Below are 22351 nucleotides of genomic sequence, written 5' to 3' on the forward strand. Positions count from 1 at the left end.
TCCGGTCACGCGTTCAGTCGGACGAGATGATGAAACCCGTTGCTTCGCGCACGGCGTTCAGGCCGCGGGCCGCATCGCGGTTGCCGGCATTGGCGGCGGCGGTGAACACCTGCTGGGCGTCGCCGAAGCGGCCCAGCTCCAGATAGGCATAGCCCTGCAGCACCATGAGATCGAGCCGGTCCGGGGCGATCTGCGACCGCTGGTCCAGCGCGATCAGGGCTTCGACCGGCCGCTTCGCCCCGAATGAATCGAGTGCCTGCGCGCTGAGGATCGCCGTTTCGAGCTCGGTGCGCCGCTCGCGCGGCTGCGGCTCGCGCGCTGCCGCGACGGCCGCCTTGTCGGCAAGCCCGACCCGGAGATAGGCCAGGGCCTGGCCATAGGCGGCATCGCGCCGCGTCTGCGCGGAACCGGCGAGTAGGGCAATGCCGAAGGACGGTGCCGCCTCGATCGGCCGATTCAGTTCCATCAGGCACCAGCCGCGGTCGAGCGCCGCTTGTGCAGATAGGGTGCGCGGATCGATGGACGCGCTGCAGCCGCGCGGCGCACTGCGCTGCTGGGGTGCCGCGTATTGCGGCGCTGCCTGGGCAACGGGTTGCTGCATCGTTGGAGCCGCAGTGACAGGTGCGGCGGCGGGGGCAACAGGCGCTGCCGCAGCCGCTACCGGCGCCTGCGAAGCGGTCGGCGCCGCCGGCTGCACATAGGCCAAGGGTGCCGGTGCGGTGGTGGGCGAGGCGGCCTGCATCGTCGCCGCGGTCGCCGCGAGCGCGCCCGACGCGGTCTGCGGCAGCGTCGCGCCGGCCTGGCCGATCTCGGCAATCCGCGGCGAGCGGCCCTGCCATGCCGCCTGGAGGCGGGAGAGCTCCGCGGCGTCGCCGAGACGCTGGCTGGCCAGCGCCAGGCCGAAGGCCGCCGGCTCGCTGTCGGGCTGCCAGTCGAGCGACTGGGCGAACCATTGCGCCGCCGTCGGCAGCTGGTTGAGCCCGTAGGCATACCAGCCGAGCTGCTGCGCGCCGTTGGCATCTTCCGCCTTGGCGACCGCATCGACGATGGTCCGCAGGATCTCCGGCGACTGGACGATCGGCGGCTCGACGGCCAGGAGGTTTGCCGCCGCCGCCACATAGACGGTACGGGCGGCATCAGATTCGTCGGCGAAGGGGCGGATGATCGCCTCGGCCTCGACCGGTTGCGAGAGCGCCAGCAAGGCCAGCGCCAGCCCCTGCGATGCCTCGGACGTATCCGCGGCCTCCCGGGCCAGGCGGAACCATGCCTCGGCCGCGGTCGGCTGGTCCCGCCGCAGGTAATACCAGCCGAGCAGCAGGCGGTCGCTTGCGCCGCCATCGGCCTCGGCAAGCTGGCGCACGGTCTCGAGATCGGCCTGGCTGGCGGTCGCGCTCGGGTCGGCATTGCCGGCATCGACGGCCTGGCGGCTCAATTCGTTGCGGACGCCGGCGAACTCGTCGATCCCGTCCTCGCTCGGCCGCTGCAACGCGAGCAGGCTGTCCATCGCCGGCCGGTCGAGCCGCTGGATCGCCATCTGCATCGTCGCGAGGCGCTCGCCGGGATTGTCGCAATTGGTCAGGACGTAGCGATAGGCGTCGAGCGCCCGTTCCGGCCGCTCGGTCTCCGCGAAGGCCTCTGCCAGCCGCCAGAGCACGTCGACCTCGCTGCAGGTCAGGAGGCTGGGCGTGTCCCCGGCGACGCGAACGACCGTATCGTATTGCTGCAGGTTCGAGGCGTTGACCAGCCTGACCCGCGATTCCGCGACCGTCAGCCGGTCGAGGAGGTCGGCCGGCGGCTCCCAACCCGGCTCGCTCTCCTGCCGCGCCGCGATCGCCGCGCGGACTTCGGCGTATTTGTCCTGCGCGTAAAGCTCCCACATGGCGTCGAGCGACGGGTCGCCGATGTCCGGCACGGAAAGCGGATCCTCGGGCGGCGTCCAGTCGGGATAGAGCGCCTGCAGGCGGGCGATCTCGGCTTCGAGACGGCGGGAATCGCCCGAGCGGGCGAAATAACGCAGCGCCGTCTCGTCGACCTGCGGCGGCGTTGCCGGGGCGTCGGCACCCGGCTCTGCCTGTGCCAGCGGCGCATCGGCAACGAACGGGGTCCTAGCGGTCCCGCCGCGCGGTTGAACGGGCTCGTTGCCTGAAGCCGCCGCGGCTGGCGCAGCATCCGGCACCATCTCGCCGGCCTGCGCGCTGGCTTCGGAGACCATCGACCATTGGTCGCCGACGGCTGTCGTCCGCCGGTCGTCGCCGTCAGACACGTCGCGGGATGCGGCATCGGCGTTCAAGGGCAGGCGCGAGCGGTCCTCGCTCGTGTCGATCCACTGGCTCAGCGCTACCCCGGCGACGAGACCCGCCACCAGCAGCGACAGGCTGCGCCGAAAGGCGGACGTCGGCATCATTCGAGGCATTCCGGATGCGCCTGCGTCGCATAGGACAAGGACAGGAGATGCAGCGTCGAGGGATAATAGAGGGTCGGCTCGAAGCGCTGCAGCGCCTGTGGGATCGGCGTGTCGTCGAGGACGCAGCCGACGAGCGCCGGGATGATCGCGTAGCCGGGATCGGCGAGCGCGGTCTTGACGTTGCCCGTCGCGATATCGACGATCGCGACCTCGCCCGTCTCGGTGCTCATTCCGTCCGCCAGGGTCCGCAGCAGCGCGTCGTCGGTCACGCCGGCCCGCATCAGATAGAGCGGGATGCGCACGGCATTGTAGCCGAACTCTGCCGGAAAGCCGTCGGCCGACCGCGGGCGGGCCTGCAGCGACAGCCATTCCGGCGGCAGTCGCCGGGGGCCCAAGAGGGACTGCTGGAGCAGCGCGACCCCGTCGTCCGACACGGCCTGCCAGTCGGTGTCGGGAGCGATCTCGGCAAACACCGGAAAGGCCTCGAAGATCCAGTAGGACAGATTGATCACCGGCCCGTCCGGCCGCTCGTCGGCGCCATAGCCGACGGAGCCGGGCATGATCACCGTCCGGCCCTGCCGGGTGCCGATGAGTCCGGCTATGGCTTCGGCCATGGTGCGGCTCGAGGCCAACAATTCGGGCCGCTGCCATTGCCGGCCGGCCAGCGCCAGGGCGTAGGCGATCAGGATGTCGCCGTCGGTGGCATTGTTCGGATCGGTGACATGGGGCGTCGCCGCTGGATCCCATTTCCACACCGACAGGCCGTCGTCGCGCAGCAGCAATTCGGTCCGCGTGAACGACCAGATCAGGTCGAACGCCGCCATGTCGTCCGCCAGAGTGGCGAGCAGCAGCCCGTAGCCCTGGCTCTCGCTGTGCGAGATGTTGCCGTTGCCGTCGTCGATGACCCGACCGTCCGGCGCGATGAAGCTCTGCTGGTAGGCGGTCCAGTCGGCGGTCCGGATCGAGGCTTGGGCGTCGGCCATCGTCGTCGTCGCGGTCAACGCCGCGAAGGCGGCGGCGAGCGCCGCGCCCCGGTATGCGGCATGGATCACTTCCGTCTCCCCAGTTGCGCCACGAAGGCTGTCGTCACGAGCCCCAGCAGAAGCGCGACGATCGCCAGCAGGCCGGCGTAGGAGAGGACATTCTCCGACAACCAGTTCGCCGCGACCAGACGCAAATTCGAGAAGGAAACAGGCTGGGACTGGACCAGGATAGGGGCCGCTCCGTGGATCTGGGTGAAAGTCTGCGTCGCCGCATCGTAAGTCGTGATGCTGTCGCCGAGCTGCCTCCAGCCTTCATGGGCGGTCACGGCCTCCATGCCGGCCGTCAGGTCGGCGGCTGTTGGGGCGTTGAACGCGGTCCACACCTTGTCCCCCGACGGGCTCATGCCCTGGGCGATCATCAGCGTTGCCGAAGGCGGCGGCATGAACTCCGCTTCGCCGACCGGCCGCAGCCTGATCTGTTCCGGAATGATGTCGAACTTGGCGGTCATCCAGTCCTGGAATTCGCCCAGCCGCTGCTGCCAGCGTCCCGCGCCGACCTCGCCCTGCCAGCGGGCGGCGATCACGCTTTCCTCCGCCGATTCCGGATCGGCTCCCTGGTTGCCCCAGTCGGTCTTGACGGCCTCCGAAACGCTCAGCCGCGGCAAGACGCCGGCCGGCATCTGATCGGCCGTCCCGATGAACAGCGCATCGCGGGCCGCGGCCGCCGCGGGTGACGACTGGATGATGAAGGGGACCGGGCGCCCGGCGAGGACCGAGAGCCGACCGAGCAGCGTCGCGGCGGCCGAGATGACCGCCTCGCCGTTTCTGCCGCCGCGCTCGATCAGGAGGGGAAAGGGCTCGGCCTGGCGATTATAGGGCGAGCCCACGCCGCGCGTCGGCGCCAGGTCCGGGATGCTGTGGATGCGGGCGAAGTCCGGAATCTGCAGTTCCGACGTCTCGAAGATGGCGAAGCGGCTCTTCTCCTCGCCGTTTCCGACAGGGCTGCAGACCGTGTCGTCCTCGGTCATCAGGATCGCCTCGATGACGATCTCGTTGCTCCCTGGCCGCAGGTGCCGCATCGTGAACTCGACGGGGAAGTTTTCGAGGACGGCACCCCCCGACGATCCGAGCGGCACCGTCGTCGCGATGTTGCCGTTGACGTAGATGTCGAAATGACTGCCGGTCCCGACGTTTCCGGCATAGGCCGCATCGAGCAGGATCGTCCCCCTGCCGTAGGCTGTTGCATAGAAGTCGGAGGGCATGCCGATCGTGAAGTCGGTACGAAAACGCCGCCCGCCAAATTCCTGCGTGTCGACGCCGAGTTCCTGGAACGTCACGTTCCGCCCCTGCAGAAACAGCGGGCTGTCGGGCGTGCGCCACGATCGCTCCGTCAGGGCGCTTCGGCTGACGGATAAAGGGCGATCGATCGGCGCGAGCATGCGTTGGATCGCGGTGTCGACGGCGTTCCAGTCGGGACCGGTGACGACGAGGACGGTGACCGTCGGATCCTGTTGCAACGACGCGAAGCCGAAGGTCGGCTGTGTCGTCGCGGCACCGGGCATGGCGGTGACGCGGCTCGCCAGATCCGCTGCCGGGCCGAGCAGCACGGTCAGTTCGCCGTCGCCCGGTACCGGCACCACGTCCCGTACCACATCGATCGTCTGGTTCGGCATGCTCGCCAGCAGGGCCAGACCCTCCGACAGCCGGATGATCGTGTCGGCAACCGGGCTGATGTCGCCGGGGGGGACGTAGATATGGAAGCGGGTCCTGCCCAGCGCATCCGCGCCGACGGCGCCGATATCCTCCGTCCGGCGGAGCTGGCTGGCGTCCGCGGCGGCAAATTCGATGTAGGTCTGCGCCGGGTCGATGTCGGCCCAGATCTCGTAGGTCGAGGAGATCGTGCAGTCGGTGCGGTGACGGAGCGAGGTGGCGAAGCGGACGTCGTTGGCGCCGGGCAGAAGCAGACCTGCCGGGATGGTGGCCTTCAACTGCTTCACGCCCTCGGGCGAGGCGACGGCTTCCTCGATGACCTTCGTGCCGTTGATCGTGACGACGAGCCGCGACGGCTCGGGCGCCACGAAGATCGCACTCTGGTAAGCGATGGCCAGCTCGGCCGGCGAGGCTGCCTGTTCGGCGGTCAGGAAGATCGACCAGCTGCGCGTCGCGATCTCGCCCGCCAGGACGAGGCTTTCCATCGGCAGGATATGCCGGCGGAACGGGCTGGCCGCGGGCGTCTCGGCCGTCGTCGCCGTCCCCGCCTCGTCGTCCACCGTTTGCGAGGGCGGTCGAGGGGCATTCGCGCTCTCGGGCGCCGGTGTTGCTGGCGGCGAAGTCGGCTGCGACGGCCGGGCAGGGCGAGCGACCGGCGGCGGCGCAGCGGGGGTGGTCGCCTGCGGCGGAATCGGAGCGACGGTGTCGGCGGGCCGCTCCGGGCTCATGTCGAAGGGTGCCGGCTGCGCCTGCAGGGGGATGGTTGCGAGCATCAGGAGCGCCGCGGCGCCGAGGAAGCACTTCACTGCGTCACCGCCCGCTTCTGCGCCGGGCTGGCCGACTTCTTCGGGCCCATCGCGCGGCGCGCCAGGTAGCTCAGCCCACGCGAGGTCTGATAGAAGCAGAGCCCGATGAACCATCCCGTCCCGCGTATCAGGCCCGGGTTCCGGCGGCGGCTCAGCTGGAACGAGCGCCACTGTTCGGAATTGGCAAAAATCAGGTCGGCGATCAGGAAGTGGTCGGTGGCAGCGTGGACGATGTAGCTGCAGCCGATGGAGGCGCCGTCGCTCTCCTTCTGGCAATTGCGGATCTGCAAGCTGAGCGTTGCGGTCTCTTCCGACGAATGCGGCTGGAATCGCAGTGTGGCCGGTCCGTTCTTGAAGGTCTGCAGCGGCGAGTCCCCGAACACCTGGACGCGCGCGCCGCCGACCGAGACATCGTTGATGGTGGCCGGAAAGGCCTGGTCCCCGACCAGAAGCTCACAACGCCGAGCGACGCCGATCCGGCGCGAGGAACTGCGGGCGCCGCGCTCGGAGACCACACCCAGCGCACAGCCGGCGATCAAAAGGTTGAGGACGTTCCAGCCGCCGACGACGAGCGTCAGGTCGGCCTGGGCCGGCTCGTTGATGACCCGCCAGACGGTCGCGGCGACGCCGAGCAGCAGCACGAAGAAGATGACGAAGAACGGCAGGCTGATCTCCGACAGTCGGCTCGTCAGTATCGATTCGTCTTTGGCGGTGACGTTGAAGGTCGGCCTGCGCGGGTTGATGAGGACGGAAACCACGGCCGGCAGGAGATGCACCGTCTGGACATATTCGTAGAGTTCGGAGATCCACGGCCAGCGAAACGAGCCATAGAGATAGTTCTGCATCATCAGGTTCACGATGATGTAGGTCGACGTATAGGCGAGGAACTCGCCGCCCGAGGCATTGAAGATCTCGAGACCGAAGAACAGATAGAACAACGGCGCCACGAGGAACATCGTGCGCGGAAACGGGAACAGCCAGAACAGCGTCGACGACATGTAGCAAAGGCGCTGCGGGAACGACAGGCCACGCTTGAACAGCGGAAAGCGGAACAGCATGATCTGCATCATGCCCTGCGCCCAGCGGCTGCGCTGCTGGATGAAACTGGCGAAGGTCGCCGGCTGCAGTCCGGCGATCAGCGGGATGTCGACATAGAGGCTGTTCCAGCCGCGCGAGTGCAGGTCGAGCGCGGTCTCGCAATCCTCGGTGATCGAGACGCCGCTGAAGCCGCCGGCTTCGTCGAGCGCCTCGCGCCGCAGGACGGCCGCCGAGCCGCAGAAGAATGCCGCATTCCACTTGTCGAGACCGCGCTGGATGATGCCGTAGAACATCTCGTTCTCCGACGGCATCTTCTCAAAGGTGCTCAGATTGCGCTCGACAGGGTCCGGGTTGATGAAGAAATGCGGCGTCTGCACCAGGAACAGCCGCGGATCCTGCTCGAAATAGCTGACCGTCTGCAGCAGGAAGTCGCGGGCCGGCGCATGGTCGGCGTCGAACACCGCAATCAGTTCGGCATCGGAATGCAGCATCCCATTGTTGAGATTGCCGGCCTTGGCGTGCTCGTTGCGCTCGCGGGTCAGATACGTCGCGCCAAGGTCGAGGCAGAGCTGCTTCAGGATGACGTGCCGCTTTTCCGCCGCCTGCGCCGTTCCGGCGTGCTCGGCGGAGCGCTTCTGGCTGGTTGCGCCGTCATCCAGCAACCAGACCTTCATGCGGTCGGACGGATAGTTCATCTTCAGCGCGGCGGCGAGCGTGTTGGCGAGCAGCGTGTAGTCTTCGTTGTAGCTGGGCACGAAGACGTCGACCGACGGCAACCGGTCCGAGTGCGGCGTGTCGCGGCCGCTGCGCGGCGGCAGCGGCGCCGCGACGACGAAGAGGCTGAGCGCCAGCATGAAGACGCTGTACATTTCCGCGAGATAGAGCAGGAAACCCGGGATGAAGTTCTCGAGCTGGTTCACCGGCGGCAGGGTGCTGGTCGTGCGCCAGTAGACGTAGCGCAGGACGATCGTGGTGCCGAGCGCCAGCGCGATCAGCCGCCACGTCCCGCCGAGTTTCAGCACCTTCAGCAGCATCATGACGCCCAGCACCAGCGCCACCGCGACGAGTTGCGCCTGCAGGCTGATCGGCAGGGTGATCACCAGCAGCGCCAGCGCAGCGGCCAGCAGCCAGGCGATCGCGAAGAGGATTTTCAGCATGCGCCTGCCGCCTTCTGCGCCGGTGTGCAGGATGAGCGCGACGGCATCAGCGGCGCCGGACCCGAGGCAGGCGCCGGTGTGGCGGCGGGCGCTGCCGTCGCAGCGGCACCGGAGGTGCCGGTGACCGTCGGCGGGCCCGGAACGGCGGTCGCCGCCGGCGTTTCAGCCGGCGTAACGGGTGCCGCGCCTTGCGCCGAGGGCGGTAGCGGGATGGGCGGGCCGACTGGTGCCGGAAGGGGTTCGACGGCCGGCACGGCAACGGGCGCCGGCGTCGGCGCCGGGCTCGCCGCGCGGCGAGCCGGCCGCGTCCGTGTCGGCTGCGTCGGGCGGACGGGCGCATCCGCGAGCACCGGCTCGTAGCCGCCAATGCCGGTCGGGTAGATTGGCGCACCGGGCTGGCCGATCGCGGCATCCGGCGACGGCGGGGCGCCATAGGGGTTCCAAGCCACGCCGGCGAAGAAGGCACGGATCCGCACGCCGTACATCACCGACAGCAACGTCGCCTCGCTGGCGCCGGCATCGCACAGGCGGAGCCGAAGCTCGATGGCGCCGTTGGAGCGGAAGATCAGCGGCGGCCGCGGCGTGCCGGCGATCCGCTGCCAGGCGTAGACGCAGGTGTCGCCGGACAGCGCCCGCCCGATCGCGTAACCGAACGGCCCGTAATCGTTCTGCACGAAGATCGCCGAGCGGGCCATCGCCACGCCGGGAAAGGCCTCGCGCATTTCGGTCGAGATGTTGGTGATGGCGAGCGGGCGGTTGCGCAGGTTTTCCCGGCCAAGTCCGGTCGTCCCGACCGGGCCGAAGAACTGCGCAAGGAGATAGTTTTCGCCAGGGCTGCGGCCGTTGCTGCGCAGCAGGATCTTGTGCTCGGTCGCATTCGGAAAACGCTGCTCGACGACCGCGATAACGGCAGGGCCGCCCACCGGCGGCAGGGCGAATGCCTGCTCGGCGGAGACGATCGTCGGGCTGGAAGCGGTGATCGGCTGGCCGACCGCGCCGCAGCCGGACGCCAACGCTGCCGAGGCGATCACGGCCAGGGCGCGGGCTCGCCGTGCAACGCTCACCGCCATCCAGCCGACACGAGGCTGGCGAACGTGTCGCCGCAGAGCAGACTTAACGATGGCACGCATCCCTTGTGCGATCCTGCTCGCCGCCGCGGCGCAGGACGGACCTCGTCGTGCCGTTTCGGTGCATCGGACGAGTCGGCCGACCATAACCATGTCCATCCGGCCGAGCGAGCAAAAGCTTCGCCAAGGTTGCACCCATAGCCAAACACGGAAATCCATGTGGCTGTTTGGCAACAAGGAATCCGCACGCTTTGGCGTCACATGAGCGCTCATAGAGCTCTTCGCCTGCAATCGGAGGGATTGAACGGGCATCCAGCCATGAGCCAGCAGGAGGCGATGCGGCTTTCCATATTCGCCTCTGCCACGCCGTCCGACCGGGAACGGCGAAACCTCCGGACGACTTGGCCGCTGTTCGTCCGAAGGCCGGCATGCTGCCATCCGCCGGCCGCCGGGAACCTTGAGGGCCTCAACATACGTCCTGCCGGGCGCGATCTCGGCCGGCGGTGAACTGACCGGTGGACGCGTGCGGCTTTGGTGGGCATAGGGAGCCGGGACGTGCAGCCGGAGAATGCCCTGAAATGTCGTGGGACGCGTCGCGTGCGGGCAGAGCCTGGCGCTACTTGAAGGCGTCGATCCAGCGCCGGGCGGTTTTCCTCGTCCCGACCGCGGCGCTGATCGGCATCGTCGCCGGCGCGGTGGTCGCCGGCATGACCTTCACGATCCGGGTCCTGCATCGGCTGCTGTTCGCCGTGCCGGAGGGCGAACGCCTGTCGGCGCAGGTAGCGCTGCTCGATCCGCGCATGGCGCTGGTGCCGGCGCTGGGCGGCGTACTGGTCGGCCTGTCGATATTCTTCGTTCGCCGTTTCCGCTCGCGCCCCCCTGTCGATCCGATCGAGGCGAACGCCCTGCATGGCGGCCGCATGTCGTTTCGCGAGAGCGTCATCCTCGCCGCCCAGACGATGGTGTCGAACGGTTTTGGCGCATCTGTGGGGCTCGAGGCCGGCTACACCCAGATATCCGCCGCCGTCGCCTCCTGGGCGGGGCGGGTGCTGGAACTGCGGCGGGGCGACGTGCGCATCCTGGTGGCGTGCGGCGCGGCCGGTGCCGTCGCGGCCGCCTTCGATGCGCCGCTGACCGGTGCATTCTATGCCTTCGAATTGATCCTCGGCACCTACACGATTGCCGCCGTGGCGCCGATGATGGCGGCAGCGCTCGCTGCCACGCTGACGGCGAACTGGCTCGGGGCCGTGCAGTTTTCCATCACGATCGGCGAAGTCGAGGCGCTGCAGGCGGCGGACTACGTACCGTTCCTGCTGCTCGGCCTCGTCGGCGGCGGCGTAGCGATCCTCCTGATGCGGCTGGTAACGCTGGTTGACTCGCTGTTCGGCAAGATCGGAATCCGCACCGAGTTCCGCCCGGTGCTCGGCGGCCTCGTCGTCGGCGGGCTGGCGCTGATCACGCCGCAGATCCTGTCGAGCGGCAATGGCGCGCTGTATCTCGACCTGACCGAGGAGCCGGCGCTCGCGATCATCTTCGGCGTTCTCGTCCTGAAGATCATCTCTGCCGCCATCTCGCTCGGCAGCGGCTTCCGCGGTGGCCTGTTCTTCGCCTCGCTCTTCGTCGGCGGGCTGCTGGGGACCCTCTTCGCGGCACTCGTCGCCGTGGTCGCGCCGTCGGTGGCGGCCGGGCCGATCGAGACGGCGCTGGTCGGCATGACGGCGGTGGCGACCGGCGTCGTCGGCGGGCCGCTGACCATGACCTTCCTCGCCCTCGAGGTCAGCGGCGACCTGGCACTGGCCGGCGGCGTGCTGGCAGCCGCCATCGTCGCGTCGCTGCTGGTGCGCGAGACCTTCGGCTACTCGTTCTCGACCTGGCGGCTGCATCTGCGCGGCGAGACCATTCGCAGCGCCCAGGATGTCGGCTGGATCCGCTCGCTGACGGTCGGGTCGATGATGCGCACGGACGTGAAGACCGTACCGGTCACCACGACGATCGCCGAACTGAAGGCAGCGTTTCCGCTTGGCTCGACATCGCGCGTCGTGGCGGTCGACGGGGAGGGCAAATATGCCGGCATCCTCCTTCTTGCCGACGCCTACGGAGAACGCGAGGAGCCGGAGGCCGACAGCCGCACCGATATTGCCCCGCTCCTGAAGTTCGACGACGAATGGTTGTCGCCGGCGATGAATGCCCGGACGGCAGCGGGTTCATTCCAGCGGGCCAAGGCCGAGGAACTGGCAGTGCTCGACCGGGAAAACCAGGTGGTCGGACTCCTGACCGAAGGCTACCTGCTCCGCCGCTACGCCGAAGAGCTGGAGAAGGTGCGGCGAGACCTGTCCGGCGAGCGGTGATCTTCGGCTGATCAAGGCCCGATCCGTCGATTACCGCGCTGGCGCAATGAGCCTTGTTGGCGCGACACGGCGACGGCCGAGGCTTTCCAAGCGGCTGCCGGGCGAGGCGGGTTGCGGACTCGGTGCGGTCTTCTCTACGTTCGCGCGAGCGACCCTGAACCTCTCCCACCATCAGTCCTGGACATTGTCAGCATGCAGAAACCGCCGGACCATGGTCTTGAGCCGGGCCGAAACTGCTTCCGGATCGACACGGCGGATCGGGCCTCGGTGATCGTCGATGCCGACGACTATTTCCACTTCGCCCGGGCCGCGATGCTGGAGGCCAAGCAGCGCATTACCCTTGTCGGCTGGGACTTCGACGCGAGGATCGGCTTCGGCCGCAATGTGGCGGACGACGGGCCGCCCAAGCTCGGAAAGTTCATTCTCTGGCTGGTCGAGCGCCGGCCCGAGCTCGAGGTCTTCCTGCTGCGCTGGGACGTCGGTGCCACAGCGACCTTCGTCCGCGGCACGACGATCCTGCGTCTGATCAGCTGGATTCGCCATCCGCGCATCCACACCAAGCTCGATGGCGCCCACCCCACGGCATCCTCGCACCACCAGAAGATCGTCGTCATCGACGATTGCTTCGCTTTCTGCGGCGGCATCGACATGACCGGCGATCGCTGGGACACGCGCGAGCATGGATACAAGGACGAGCGGCGGCGCCGGCCCACGACGAACCGCCGCTACAAGCCCTGGCATGACGCGACGTCGGCCTTTACCGGACCGATCACCACCTCGCTCGCCGAGGTCTGCCGGCAGCGTTGGGAGGCAGCGGGCGGGACGCCGGAAATGCCACCAATCAAGGGTCTGACGGCCAGCTGGCCGGAAGGCCTGTGGACCCAGTTCCGCAACGTCCCAATGGCGATCTCTCGCTCCGCCCCGGAACAGGACGGCCGGCCGGCGGTGCACGAGATCGAGCAGCTCTATGTTGACCAGATCGCACGGGCCAAGCGCTTCATCTACGCCGAGAGCCAGTATTTCGCCTCGCGTCGCATCGCCGAGGCCATCGCCGCACGGCTCGACGAGCCGGACGGCCCCGAGATCGTGATCGTCAATCCGCAATCCGCCGAAGGTTGGCTCGAGCCGGTCGCCATGAACACGGCAAGGGCCCGCTTCGTCGAAGCGCTGCAGCGTCGGGATCGGCACGGTCGCTTCGAGATGTATCATCCCTACAACGAGGGCGGCGAGGCGATCTACGTCCATGCCAAACTGCTGGTTGTGGACGATCAGGTGCTGCGGATCGGCTCGTCCAACATGAACAACCGCTCGATGCGCCTCGATACCGAATGCGACGTGACGATCGACGCCGCGCTGGTGGACGATCCCGACGTGCCGAGGACCATCGCGGCGATCCGGGACGATTTCCTCGCCGAGCATCTGGACTGCGAGGCGGCAACGGTCGCCGAGGCGATCGCCAGCACCGGCTCGCTGATCCAGACCATCGAGGGGTTGAGAGGCGAGGGGCGCACGCTCCAGCCGTATCGCATGCCCGAAATCTCGGACGGCGAAGCCTGGCTCGCGGAGAACGAGGTTCTCGACCCGGAGGGTCCGACCGAGATGTTCGAGCCGTTGTCGCGGCGCGGGCTCTTCCGGCGCTGGCGCCACAAGAAGTCCTGACGCCTCGCCGACGCGCGACATCGCGCACCCAAAATTGCGTCGTCCGGACCCGTTCCGGGCGTGCGGTTCGGTGCGGCGGTCGAGTCGAACCAATACCCGTGCGATCCCGCCGGTGTTGATTAGCAAGTATAGTTCCCAGAAGAAACTCGCGACGCACAGGTTCCGCTGTCTAGTGTAATAAAAAATATATTAAAATAGTTAGTTGGCGAAAGACCGTTAGCTCAGTAGAATATAAATACGCCTTAGCGATATGGTTTCATTTGAGATAGTCGCACATAGCGCCGGGCGCGCCATCAGTCCGCCATGATGCCGGAATCTCGATAATAAAAAAATAATGAGCTAAAACAAATACTTAACGGGGTATCCGTGCCGTTACGCCAATTTGATTGCGGCTTTTTCGGAACCGTTCCCCTCACTATCCCTTTATCGACCATCACCGAAATCACAGGGATATATGAAAATGAACTATCGCTTTACATCCATGATCGCCGCGTCGCTGCTCGGGACGACCGCTCTTGTGGCGTCTGCTTCCGCCCAGACCGCGACCGACACCGCGGCCAACATCGAGGCCTGTGAAGACCTTCGCGTGCTGAACGAGGAGAACGCCGAACTCTTCAACGAAGAATTTGTCGTTGGTGCCCGCAGCGTGATCGAGCAGAACGATCCTGTCGTCTGTGGCCCGTGGCTTGCAGAAGCCGAGAGCGCGCTGGAAGAGAACGAAGGCGCCGATCTGACCGCCACCGGCGGCCGCATCGTCGTGACGCAGCCGGAGCCGACGGTCACCGTCGACCAGGCTGATCCGCGCGTTTCCGTCAGCCAGGAAGACCCGACTGTGTCGGTCCAGCAGGCGCGTCCGGAAATCATCGTTCGTCAGCAGCAGCCGACGATCCGCGTCGAGATGCCCCGCCCGACGATCACGATCGATCAGCCGCAGCCGCAGATCATCGTCCGCATGCCCGATCCGGACGTGAACGTGACGACGCCGGAGCCGCAGGTTTCGGTGAGCCAGGCACAGCCGACGGTCAACGTCGAGCAGGGCCAGCCGCAGATCGCCGTCAACGAGCCGACGGTCGACGTCGAAGAGCGGGACGAGGCGAACGTCAACATCGAGCAAGGCCAGGCGGTCGTCACCCGTGAGGGCGGCGCGAGCGAAGCCCAGGTGAACATCGAAGAGAGCCAGCCGCGCGTCAGCTACGAGCAGGCCGAGCCGAACATCGAGTTCTCCGAGACCGGCGAGCCGAACATCCAGTACAGCCAGTCGGGCGAGCCGGATGTCCAGTTCGAAGAGACGGACGACACCACCGCGTCGATCCAGAACGACGACCAGTTCGCCAGCCTGCGTGCCGGTGAAGAAGAGATGGCCGCCGGAACGATGACGACCGTCACCGCAGCCGACATCATCGGTCGTGACGTGATCAACGGTGCCGACGAGGACCTCGGTGAGGTCGAGCGTCTGGTGTTCGTCAACGAGCGCATCTACGCCGTTCTGGCCGAAGGTGGTTTCCTGGGTCTCGGCGAGCGTGAGGTTGCTCTGCCGCTCGACGCCATGTCCATGCGGGGCGACGAGTTGCTCCTCCGCGGCATGACCGAGGAAGACATTGAGGCGCTGCCGGAGTTCGATACGACGACGGCGCCGGCCTACGAGGCCGACGAGCAGGTCGAACTCAACACCCTCTAAGACCAAACGACGAAGGGCCGGTCATGGCGACCGGCCCTTCTGCATTCGACGACGTGCAGCGGGGAGGCATTGTGTCTCCTCGCTTTGCATGGGTCGCCCCTATCACAGGAGATCGCCATGGGTCCGTTCCCGAAGACGTTGATGACAGGCCTCATGGCCATCTCCTGCGCATGGCCCACCGCCATCATGGCAGCCGAGATTTCCAAGGACGACGTCAACAAGGCCGAACTGGCCGACCGGTCCGAGGCGAGCGACGGCCCCAGCGCGCTGATGCTGAAGACGCAGATCCTGCTCGACCGGGCCGATGCCTCACCCGGCGTCATCGACGGCTACGAGGGGGAGAACGTCACCAAGGCGCTCTCGGCCTTCGAGGAGATGAACGACCTGACCGTCGACGGCGAGCTAGACGAAGAGCTCTGGAAGATGCTCGGCGGCGAGGAAGAGGCCGATCTGCTGGTCGACTACACGATCACCGCCGACGATGTGGGCCAGGACTTCATCGACGAGATTCCCGACGACTACGTCAAGCGGGCGGAGCTCGATTCGCTGGGTTACACCAGCATCGAGGAGATGCTGGCGGAGCGCCATCACATGGATATCGAGCTGTTCAAGGCGCTGAACGACGGCAAGGACATGAGCGAGGGTACCACGATCCTCGTCGCCGACATCGGCGAGCCGCGCACCGACGGTGCGGTGGCGCGCATCGAGGCCGACAAGAGCGGGGCCCAGATCCGCGCCTATGATAGTGACGACAAACTGATCGTGGCCTATCCGGCAACCATCGGCAGCGAGGAAAACCCGTCGCCCGAGGGCACGCATGAGGTCGAGGCCGTCGCTGTCGACCCGACCTACACCTACCAGCCGAGCGAGAACTTCCAGCAGGGCGACAACGACGAGAAGCTGGTGCTCGCCGCCGGGCCGAACAATCCGGTCGGCAATGTCTGGATCGATCTGTCGGAGCCGACCTACGGGATCCACGGCACGGCCGAGCCGTCTGAAATCGACAAGACCGCCTCGCATGGCTGCGTGCGGCTGACCAACTGGGACGCGCTGGAGTTGGCCAAGCTCGTCGACCCGGGGGTCGAGGTCAAGTTCATCGACTGATCGGCCGGGCCATGGCGGGCATTGCGTCCCGTCCAGACAATGCGCGGCCGCCGGGATCGCTCAACGAGCGTGCCCGCCAAACGCCGAATCCGATCAGTGGCTGATCTGGCCGAGGAAGTCCTTGGTGCGCTGCTCGCGCGGGTGATCGAAGAAGGTCGCCGGCTCGGCGATCTCGACGATCTCGCCCTTGTCCATGAAGATCACCCGGTCGGCGACGCGGCGCGCAAAACCCATCTCGTGGGTGACGACGAGCATCGTCATGCCCTCTTCGGCCAGGTCGATCATCGTGTCGAGCACTTCCTTGACCATTTCCGGGTCGAGCGCCGAGGTCGGCTCGTCGAACAGCATGATCTTGGGGTTCATGCACAGCGCCCGCGCGATGGCGACGCGCTGCTGCTGGCCGCCGGAAAGCTGCGCCGGGTATTTGTCGGCCTGCTCGGGAATGCGGACGCGGGCGAGATATTTGCGCGCCGTCTCCTGCGCTTCCGCCTTGGAGACGCCGCGCACCTTGATCGGCGCCAGCGTGCAGTTCTCCAGCACCGTCATGTGCGGGAAAAGATTGAACTGCTGGAACACCATGCCGACGTCGCGGCGCACCAGCTCGACATTCTTCGGTCCGGCCGTCAGCTCGATGCCGTCGACCACGATCTTGCCCTTCTGCACGGCCTCGAGCTGGTTGATGCAGCGGATCAGCGTCGACTTGCCGGATCCCGACGGGCCGCAGAGGACGATCTTCTCGCCCCGGCGAACCGTCAGGTCGACCGATTTCAGCGCGTGGAAGTCGCCGTAATACTTGTCGACGCCCTCCATCGTCACCGCGAGGGAGTCCGCCGCTTCAGCCGTGGTCTCAACTGTCTGGCTCATGATCGGCGTCTCCCTCTCAGGTACTTCTTACTGCTGCGTCTTGGCGAGGAATTCCGGCAGGGGCGACTGCAGCCACTCCTCGTGGACGGCATTCAGCTCGCCGCCTTCCTTGACGCGGTCGAGGAAGCCGTTGACGTAGGTCAGCAGCTCGTCCGAGCCCTTGCGGACCGCGATGCCCTGGCTCTGCTGGCGCAGCGGGAACTTGGCGTCGAAGCGGTCGGGCGCCGCCTGGTTGATCTGCGCGATGACGACGTTGGACGCGCCGATCAGCGGCACCTGGCCCGACAGCAGCGCCTGCACGGCGGTCGCGTCGTCGTCGAAGCGCTGGATGTTGGCGTCGGCCGGCGCGATCTCGGTGATCGCGGTGTCCTGCGTCGAGGCGCGGGCGACGCCGACATTCTGGCCGGACAGGCCGGACGCGTCGGTGACGTCGAGGCTCTGGTCGCCATAGACGAAGATCTCGATGCCCGCATAAGGCTGCGAGAAGTCGACCTGCTCGGCGCGCTCCGGGGTGATGCCGAGCGAGGCGACGAGAAGGTCGACCTGGCCCGAGAGCAGGTACGGAATGCGGTTCGGGCCGGTGACCGGCACGATGTTGACCTCGACGCCCATGTCCTCGGCGAGCAGCTTGGCGACGTCGGCGTCATAGCCGTCCGGCTGGCCCTGCAGGTCGAGAATGCCGAAGGGCGGGAAGTCGACGAGCATGCCGATGTTGACGGTGCCGCGCGCCTTGATTTCCTCGACGGTCTGGGCCGAAGCCGGAGCGATCGTGGCGCCGGCGAGCAGCGCGGTCGCGGCGGCGAAGCCGAGTGCCTTGGTGAAATAGTTCATGGTCTTCCTCCCGTTGGATGGCGTCGTGCCGATGCGGCGCGACGGTAGATAGGGTCAGCGCTGCGCGATGGCGGCGAAGCGGCGTTCCATGTGCCGGGCCACCAGCGACAGCGGCCAGCAGATGACGAAGTAGATCAGCGCGACGAGGCCGAAGACCTTGAATGGGTCGAAGGTGGCGTTGTTGACGATCTGGCCGGCCCGCGTCAGCTCGACGAAGCCGATGATCGAGGCGAGCGAGGTGCCCTTGATCAGCTGCACCAGGAAGCCGACCGTCGGCGCCACGGCGATGCGCGCGGCCTGCGGCAGGATGATCGACTTCATCCGGTCGAAATAGGAGATGCCGAGCGCCCAGCTGGCCTCGCCCTGTCCGGCCGGCACCGCCTGGATGCAGCCCCGCCAGATCTCGCCGAGAAAGGCGGAGGCGTGCAGCGTCAAGGCAAGCGCCGCGGCGAACCACGGATTGACGCCGTAGCCGAGAATGCTGAGGCCGAAGAACACCAGGAACAGCTGCATCAGCAGCGGCGTGCCCTGGAACAGCCGGATGAAGCCCAGCGCGAAGCCGGAGACGATGCGGTTGTGCGAGACGCGGGCAAGCGCCGTGATCAGGCCGCCGACGGCACCACCGGCAAACGCGATCGCCGAGAGCGCCAGCGTCCACTGCACGGCGGAGAGGATGAACCAGACTTCATTGGGGCCGAAGGCGCGGATCATGTCGGTGCCCTCCTATCGGCTCATCGGGTAGTGGAAGGCGGCCCGCTGGATCAGGCTGAAGAAGCCCGAAAAGCCGAGCGAGAGGATCAGGTACATCACCGTGATGACCAGATAGACTTCGAACGAGGCGAAGGTCTGCGCCTGCAAATCGTTGCCGGCGGCCGCGAGATCGTTCGCCGAGATCACCGAGACGACGCTCGAGGTCAGCATCAGGAAGATGAACTGGCTGGTCAGCGCCGGATAGACGGTGCGCAGCGCCGGCTTCATGACGATGTAGCGGAAGATCTGGCCGCGCTTCAGCCCGAGCGCGGTGCCTGCCTCGACCTGGCCGGTGGGGATGGACTCGATGCCGGCGCGCACGATCTCGGTCGCATAGGCACCGACATTGACGACGAGCGCCAGGAGCGCGGCCGAACCCGGCGTGAGCCGCAGGCCGAAGGCCGGCAGGGCGAAATAGATGAAGAAGATCTGGATCAGGAACGGCGTGTTGCGGATGAGCTCGATATAGACGTCGATCAGGAAGCGCACCGGCTTCGGCCCGGCCGTCTTGCCGACGGCACAGATCACGGCGACCACCAGCCCGATCACCATCGCCCCGAAGGACAGCTGGATCGTGACCCAGGCCCCCCAGAGGAGCTGGTCGAAATTATCGAAAACAGGGGCAAAATTGAACTGGTACACGCCCGACCTCTCCCGGAGGCGTGGAAGGCGTGCTTCCCCCTCGCTGCAGCCATTCGACCGGCAGCCGCCCGCAGGCACTGCGCCGATCTACCGGACCAGCCGCGCGAGCGTCAACCCATTGAATCGGCGAAGGTGCCGATCCGTGTGGACCGGCGGAGAGGGGGGCGCGGCCCGCTACAGCCCGTCGACGCCGCGGTCGATGAAGGCCTCGATGCGCTGGCGGTAGGGATCGAGGTCGATGCCGTTCGCCTTCAGCCAGCCCGGATCGTAATAGGTCGAGGCATAGCGGTCGCCGCTGTCGCAGATCAGGGTGACCAGCGAGCCCGTCTCGCCGGCGCGCATCATGCAGGCGGCGATCCAGCAGAGGCCGAAGAAATTGGTGCCGGTCGAGCCGCCGACGCGGCGGAACAGGCGCTCGGAGAGCACGTGCATCGCCGCGATCGAGGCGGCGTCCGGCACCTTGATCATGTGGTCGATGACGGCCGGCAGGAAGGACGGCTCGACCCGGGGGCGGCCGATCCCCTCGATCCGCGAGCCCGTCGGGCAGGTGACGTCGCGATTGCCGGTCCGGTAGGCGTCGTAGAAGGCCGAGTGCTCGACGTCGACGACGCAGAGCCGCGTGTCGAGGCCGCGGTAGCGGATGTAGCGGCCGATCGTCGCCGAGGTGCCGCCGGTGCCGGCGCTCATCACCACCCAGGCCGGCACGGGGTGAACCTCGCCCTGCATCTGGTCGAAGATGCTCTCGGCGATGTTGTTGTTGCCGCGCCAGTCGGTCGCCCGCTCGGCGAAGGTGAACTGGTCGAGATAGTAGCCGCCGGTCTCGGCGGCGATGCGGATCGCCTCGTCGTAGATGTCGGCGGCGCGATCGACGAAGGCGCAGCGTCCGCCGAAGCGCTTGATCGCGGCGATCTTCTCCGGACTGGTCGAGCGCGGCATCACGGCGATGAACGGCAGCTTCAGGAACTGCGCGAAATAGGCCTCGCTGACCGCCGTCGAGCCCGACGACGCCTCGACCAGCGTCGTGCCCTGGCGGATGGCGCCGTTGCAGATGCCATAGAGGAACAGCGAGCGGGCGAGCCGGTGCTTCAGGCTGCCGGTCGGATGCGTCGACTCGTCCTTGAAGTAGATGTCGATGCCGGGCAGGCCGGGAAAGTTCGGCTTGACCAGATGGGTGTCGGCCGAGCGCCGCCCGTCGCCGGTGAGCAGCGCGATCGCCTCCTTGGTCCAGGCCTGTCCGGATAGGTCGGCGCCCGACAGCAGCGCCGAGCAGTCGAGGCAGAGATCGGCGAAGGGGAGCGTATCGGTCGCTTGAAGCATGGCTGCGCCTGTCGGTGGATTGTCACGTTATCAGGCGTCTCAGCCCTGGTGATCACCGTGTCTGCGGCAGATCGGCGGGAGACTGGTCCGTCGCGTCCGGCTCGTCCGGCACCTTGGCATCGAACTCGCTCAGCGCGGGACGTTTGCCGATCGTGACGTGGTCGATGTCCTCGTTGGCAAAGCCGCGGATCAAGGCCGGGATCATCATGCAGACCAACACGAAGATCGGCAGGCCGACCACCGTGATCACCTGCTGCAGGGCGGTCAGGCCGGCCTCGCCGGCGAGGAGGATCAGGGTTGCGGCGATCAGGCCCTCGGCGAGCCCCCAGAACACCCGCTGTCGGACCGGACCGGGTTCCGCGGTGCCGGAACACAGCATGTCCACGACGAGTGATGCCGAATCCGAGGAGGTCGCAAAGAAGATCGCCACGACCAGCACGGCGATACCCTGCATCAGCGGCGCCCAGGGAAGTTCCGCGAAGAACGCGAACATCGCCAGCGGCACGGATTCGGTGACGGCGTCGCTGATGGATCCGGCTGCCGGCCCCATGGCGGCGCGCGCGTCGACGCCCAGCCCGTCGAGGGCCATCGCCTGCCAACCGAAGACGGCGAACCAGATCACCGTGAACAGCGACGGCGCGAGAAGCACGCCGAAGACGAATTCGCGGATCGTCCGCCCGCGCGAGATACGGGCGACGAAGAGGCCGATGAAGGGCGACCAGGTGACGGTCCAGGCCCAGTAGAAGACCGTCCAGTCGCCTTGCCATCCCCAGGGCCCGGTGCCCATGCCGCCGCCGTGCAGCATGTCGTTCCAGAAGGCCAGCCGGGGCAGGTTGGACAGATAGAGACCGAATGTCTCGACGATGCCGCGCAGCAGGAACAGCGTCGACCCGGTGAACAGCACGAACAGCAACAGGCCGACCGCCATGCCGATATTGATGTTCGAGAGGATTTTCACGCCCTTGTCGAGGCCTGCGACGATCGACAGAGTCGCGACCACAGTGAGGGCGCCCAGGATCGCAAGACGCAGAAGCGTGTCGTCGTTCCAGCCGAACAGCGCCGACAATCCCGCTGCCACCTGCGACGAGCCGAGCCCGAGCGACACGGCGACGCCGAACAGGGTGCCGAGGATGGCGACGATGTCGATCGCCTTGCCGACGGGGCCATAGATGCCTTCGCGCAGCAGCGGATAGAACACCGAGCTGACCCGCACCGGCAGGTCGTAGCGATTGATGAAATAGCCGAGCGCCAGGCCCGGCAGTGCGAAGATCGTCCAGGTATGCAGCGCCAGATGGTAGAGCGAGATCGAGATCGCATCCTGTGCGGCCTCGAAGGAGAACGGCTCGACGCCGGGCAGCGGCGGGGACTGGTAGTGACTGATCGGTTCGGCCACGCCCCAGAACATCAGCACCGTGCCGATGCCGCCGGCGAACAGCATCGTGAACCAGGACAGGTTGGTGTATTCCGGGCGCGAGTCCTTGGGGCCGAGGCGGATATGGCCATGGCGCGACATCGCGGCGTAGATCAGGAAGCCCAGCCAGACATTCACGCCGAGAATGAAGAACCAGCCGAGATTCGTGACGATCCAGGCACGGCCGTTGGCAAAGGCGTCGCCGATCGGCCCGGGCGCGATCACCAGCAGCAGGACGAAGACCAGACTGAGGCCGGCGGAGGTGAAGAAGATCGTCGGGTCGACACGCAGACCCAGCCGGCTCGCCAAATTTTTCACGCGTCTGCTCCGATCCAGCCTGTGACTTCGAAACCTGCCTGCCGCAAGTCCGTTCCCCGCTCACATTGCAGTAGACCCTGCTGTGCACGATTCGGCGGGCAGAGGCGAGCGCAGGCTGGGCTTCCTGTGACAGTCGCCGCTTCCCCTGACCGTAAGGGGAAACGCTCGACGGTCCGCCGGGATGAACCGCTGAGACGACCCGATCAGGAAAAACGAGCCCCTGCGGCAGGCCAGAACCGCGGCCGAGCTCTGTGGAGGCTGGGG

General features: G+C 66.9%; 15 protein-coding genes. 4 read left to right on the forward strand and 11 right to left on the reverse strand.

Annotated features, from left to right (window positions below; all coding sequences use genetic code 11):
• Positions 1–13: 13 nt before the first annotated feature.
• From GTW51_RS08450 to bcsN, 5 genes are read right to left on the reverse strand one after another with little or no spacing between them, the layout of a single operon-like run.
• Positions 14–2404: a cellulose synthase gene (locus GTW51_RS08450; RefSeq protein WP_163043476.1), complete on the reverse strand. Its 2391-nt coding sequence runs from the start codon at positions 2402–2404 to the stop codon at positions 14–16.
• Positions 2401–3456 (reverse strand): glycosyl hydrolase family 8, encoded by a 1056-nt coding sequence (locus GTW51_RS08455; protein ID WP_163043477.1) that lies wholly within the window; start codon positions 3454–3456, stop codon positions 2401–2403. The genes GTW51_RS08450 and GTW51_RS08455 overlap by 4 nt, the downstream gene beginning before the upstream one ends.
• Positions 3453–5903 carry a cellulose biosynthesis cyclic di-GMP-binding regulatory protein BcsB gene (locus GTW51_RS08460; RefSeq protein ID WP_163043478.1) on the reverse strand — a complete coding sequence of 817 codons (2451 nt, stop codon included), beginning with the start codon at positions 5901–5903 and terminating at the stop codon, positions 3453–3455. Before GTW51_RS08460 ends, GTW51_RS08455 begins: the two co-directional genes overlap by 4 nt.
• Complete coding sequence (gene bcsA, locus GTW51_RS08465; RefSeq protein WP_163043479.1) at positions 5900–8098, reverse strand: UDP-forming cellulose synthase catalytic subunit; 2199 nt, start codon at positions 8096–8098, stop codon at positions 5900–5902. The genes GTW51_RS08460 and bcsA overlap by 4 nt, the downstream gene beginning before the upstream one ends.
• Positions 8092–9228: a cellulose biosynthesis protein BcsN gene (bcsN, locus tag GTW51_RS08470; RefSeq protein ID WP_163043480.1), complete on the reverse strand. Its 1137-nt coding sequence runs from the start codon at positions 9226–9228 to the stop codon at positions 8092–8094. Before bcsN ends, bcsA begins: the two co-directional genes overlap by 7 nt.
• 557 nt (positions 9229–9785) lie before the next feature.
• Between bcsN and GTW51_RS08475 the strand changes: the two genes are divergently transcribed.
• The 4 genes from GTW51_RS08475 to GTW51_RS08490 all read left to right on the forward strand — a co-directional run bounded on the left by GTW51_RS08475 (position 9786) and on the right by GTW51_RS08490 (position 15954).
• A complete protein-coding gene (locus GTW51_RS08475; protein ID WP_246232797.1) occupies positions 9786–11513 on the forward strand; it encodes a chloride channel protein in 1728 nt (575 codons plus the stop codon).
• 192 nt (positions 11514–11705) lie between these two features.
• Positions 11706–13172: a phospholipase D-like domain-containing protein gene (locus GTW51_RS08480; RefSeq protein ID WP_163043482.1), complete on the forward strand. Its 1467-nt coding sequence runs from the start codon at positions 11706–11708 to the stop codon at positions 13170–13172.
• Between the two features lie 460 nt (positions 13173–13632).
• Complete coding sequence (locus GTW51_RS08485; RefSeq protein WP_163043483.1) at positions 13633–14850, forward strand: PRC-barrel domain-containing protein; 1218 nt, start codon at positions 13633–13635, stop codon at positions 14848–14850.
• A 141-nt stretch (positions 14851–14991) separates the two neighbouring features.
• Positions 14992–15954, forward strand: coding sequence for a L,D-transpeptidase family protein (locus GTW51_RS08490; protein WP_163043572.1), 963 nt, complete (start codon positions 14992–14994; stop codon positions 15952–15954).
• Positions 15955–16047: 93 nt separating this feature from the next.
• Here GTW51_RS08490 and GTW51_RS08495 read toward each other — a convergent pair whose 3' ends face one another.
• The 6 genes from GTW51_RS08495 to GTW51_RS08520 all read right to left on the reverse strand — a co-directional run bounded on the left by GTW51_RS08495 (position 16048) and on the right by GTW51_RS08520 (position 22087).
• Positions 16048–16818, reverse strand: a complete 771-nt coding sequence (locus tag GTW51_RS08495) for an amino acid ABC transporter ATP-binding protein (RefSeq protein WP_163043484.1) — start codon at positions 16816–16818, stop codon at positions 16048–16050.
• Between the two features lie 27 nt (positions 16819–16845).
• Complete coding sequence (locus GTW51_RS08500) at positions 16846–17649, reverse strand: transporter substrate-binding domain-containing protein (protein ID WP_163043485.1); 804 nt, start codon at positions 17647–17649, stop codon at positions 16846–16848.
• 54 nt (positions 17650–17703) lie between these two features.
• Positions 17704–18360: an amino acid ABC transporter permease gene (locus GTW51_RS08505; protein WP_163043486.1), complete on the reverse strand. Its 657-nt coding sequence runs from the start codon at positions 18358–18360 to the stop codon at positions 17704–17706.
• A gap of 12 nt (positions 18361–18372) precedes the next feature.
• Positions 18373–19041: an ABC transporter permease subunit gene (locus GTW51_RS08510; RefSeq protein ID WP_163043487.1), complete on the reverse strand. Its 669-nt coding sequence runs from the start codon at positions 19039–19041 to the stop codon at positions 18373–18375.
• 174 nt (positions 19042–19215) lie between these two features.
• The gene (locus tag GTW51_RS08515) at positions 19216–20358 is read right to left on the reverse strand and encodes a PLP-dependent cysteine synthase family protein (protein ID WP_163043488.1); all 1143 of its coding nucleotides are present in this window, start codon (positions 20356–20358) and stop codon (positions 19216–19218) included.
• Positions 20359–20410: 52 nt separating this feature from the next.
• On the reverse strand, positions 20411–22087 hold the full coding sequence (locus GTW51_RS08520) for a BCCT family transporter (RefSeq protein ID WP_163043489.1): 1677 nt from the start codon (positions 22085–22087) through the stop codon (positions 20411–20413).
• Positions 22088–22351 lie beyond the last annotated feature (264 nt).

It is taken from the genome of Aurantimonas aggregata, from assembly GCF_010500835.1.
In the GTDB taxonomy this organism is placed as follows: domain Bacteria; phylum Pseudomonadota; class Alphaproteobacteria; order Rhizobiales; family Rhizobiaceae; genus Aurantimonas; species Aurantimonas aggregata.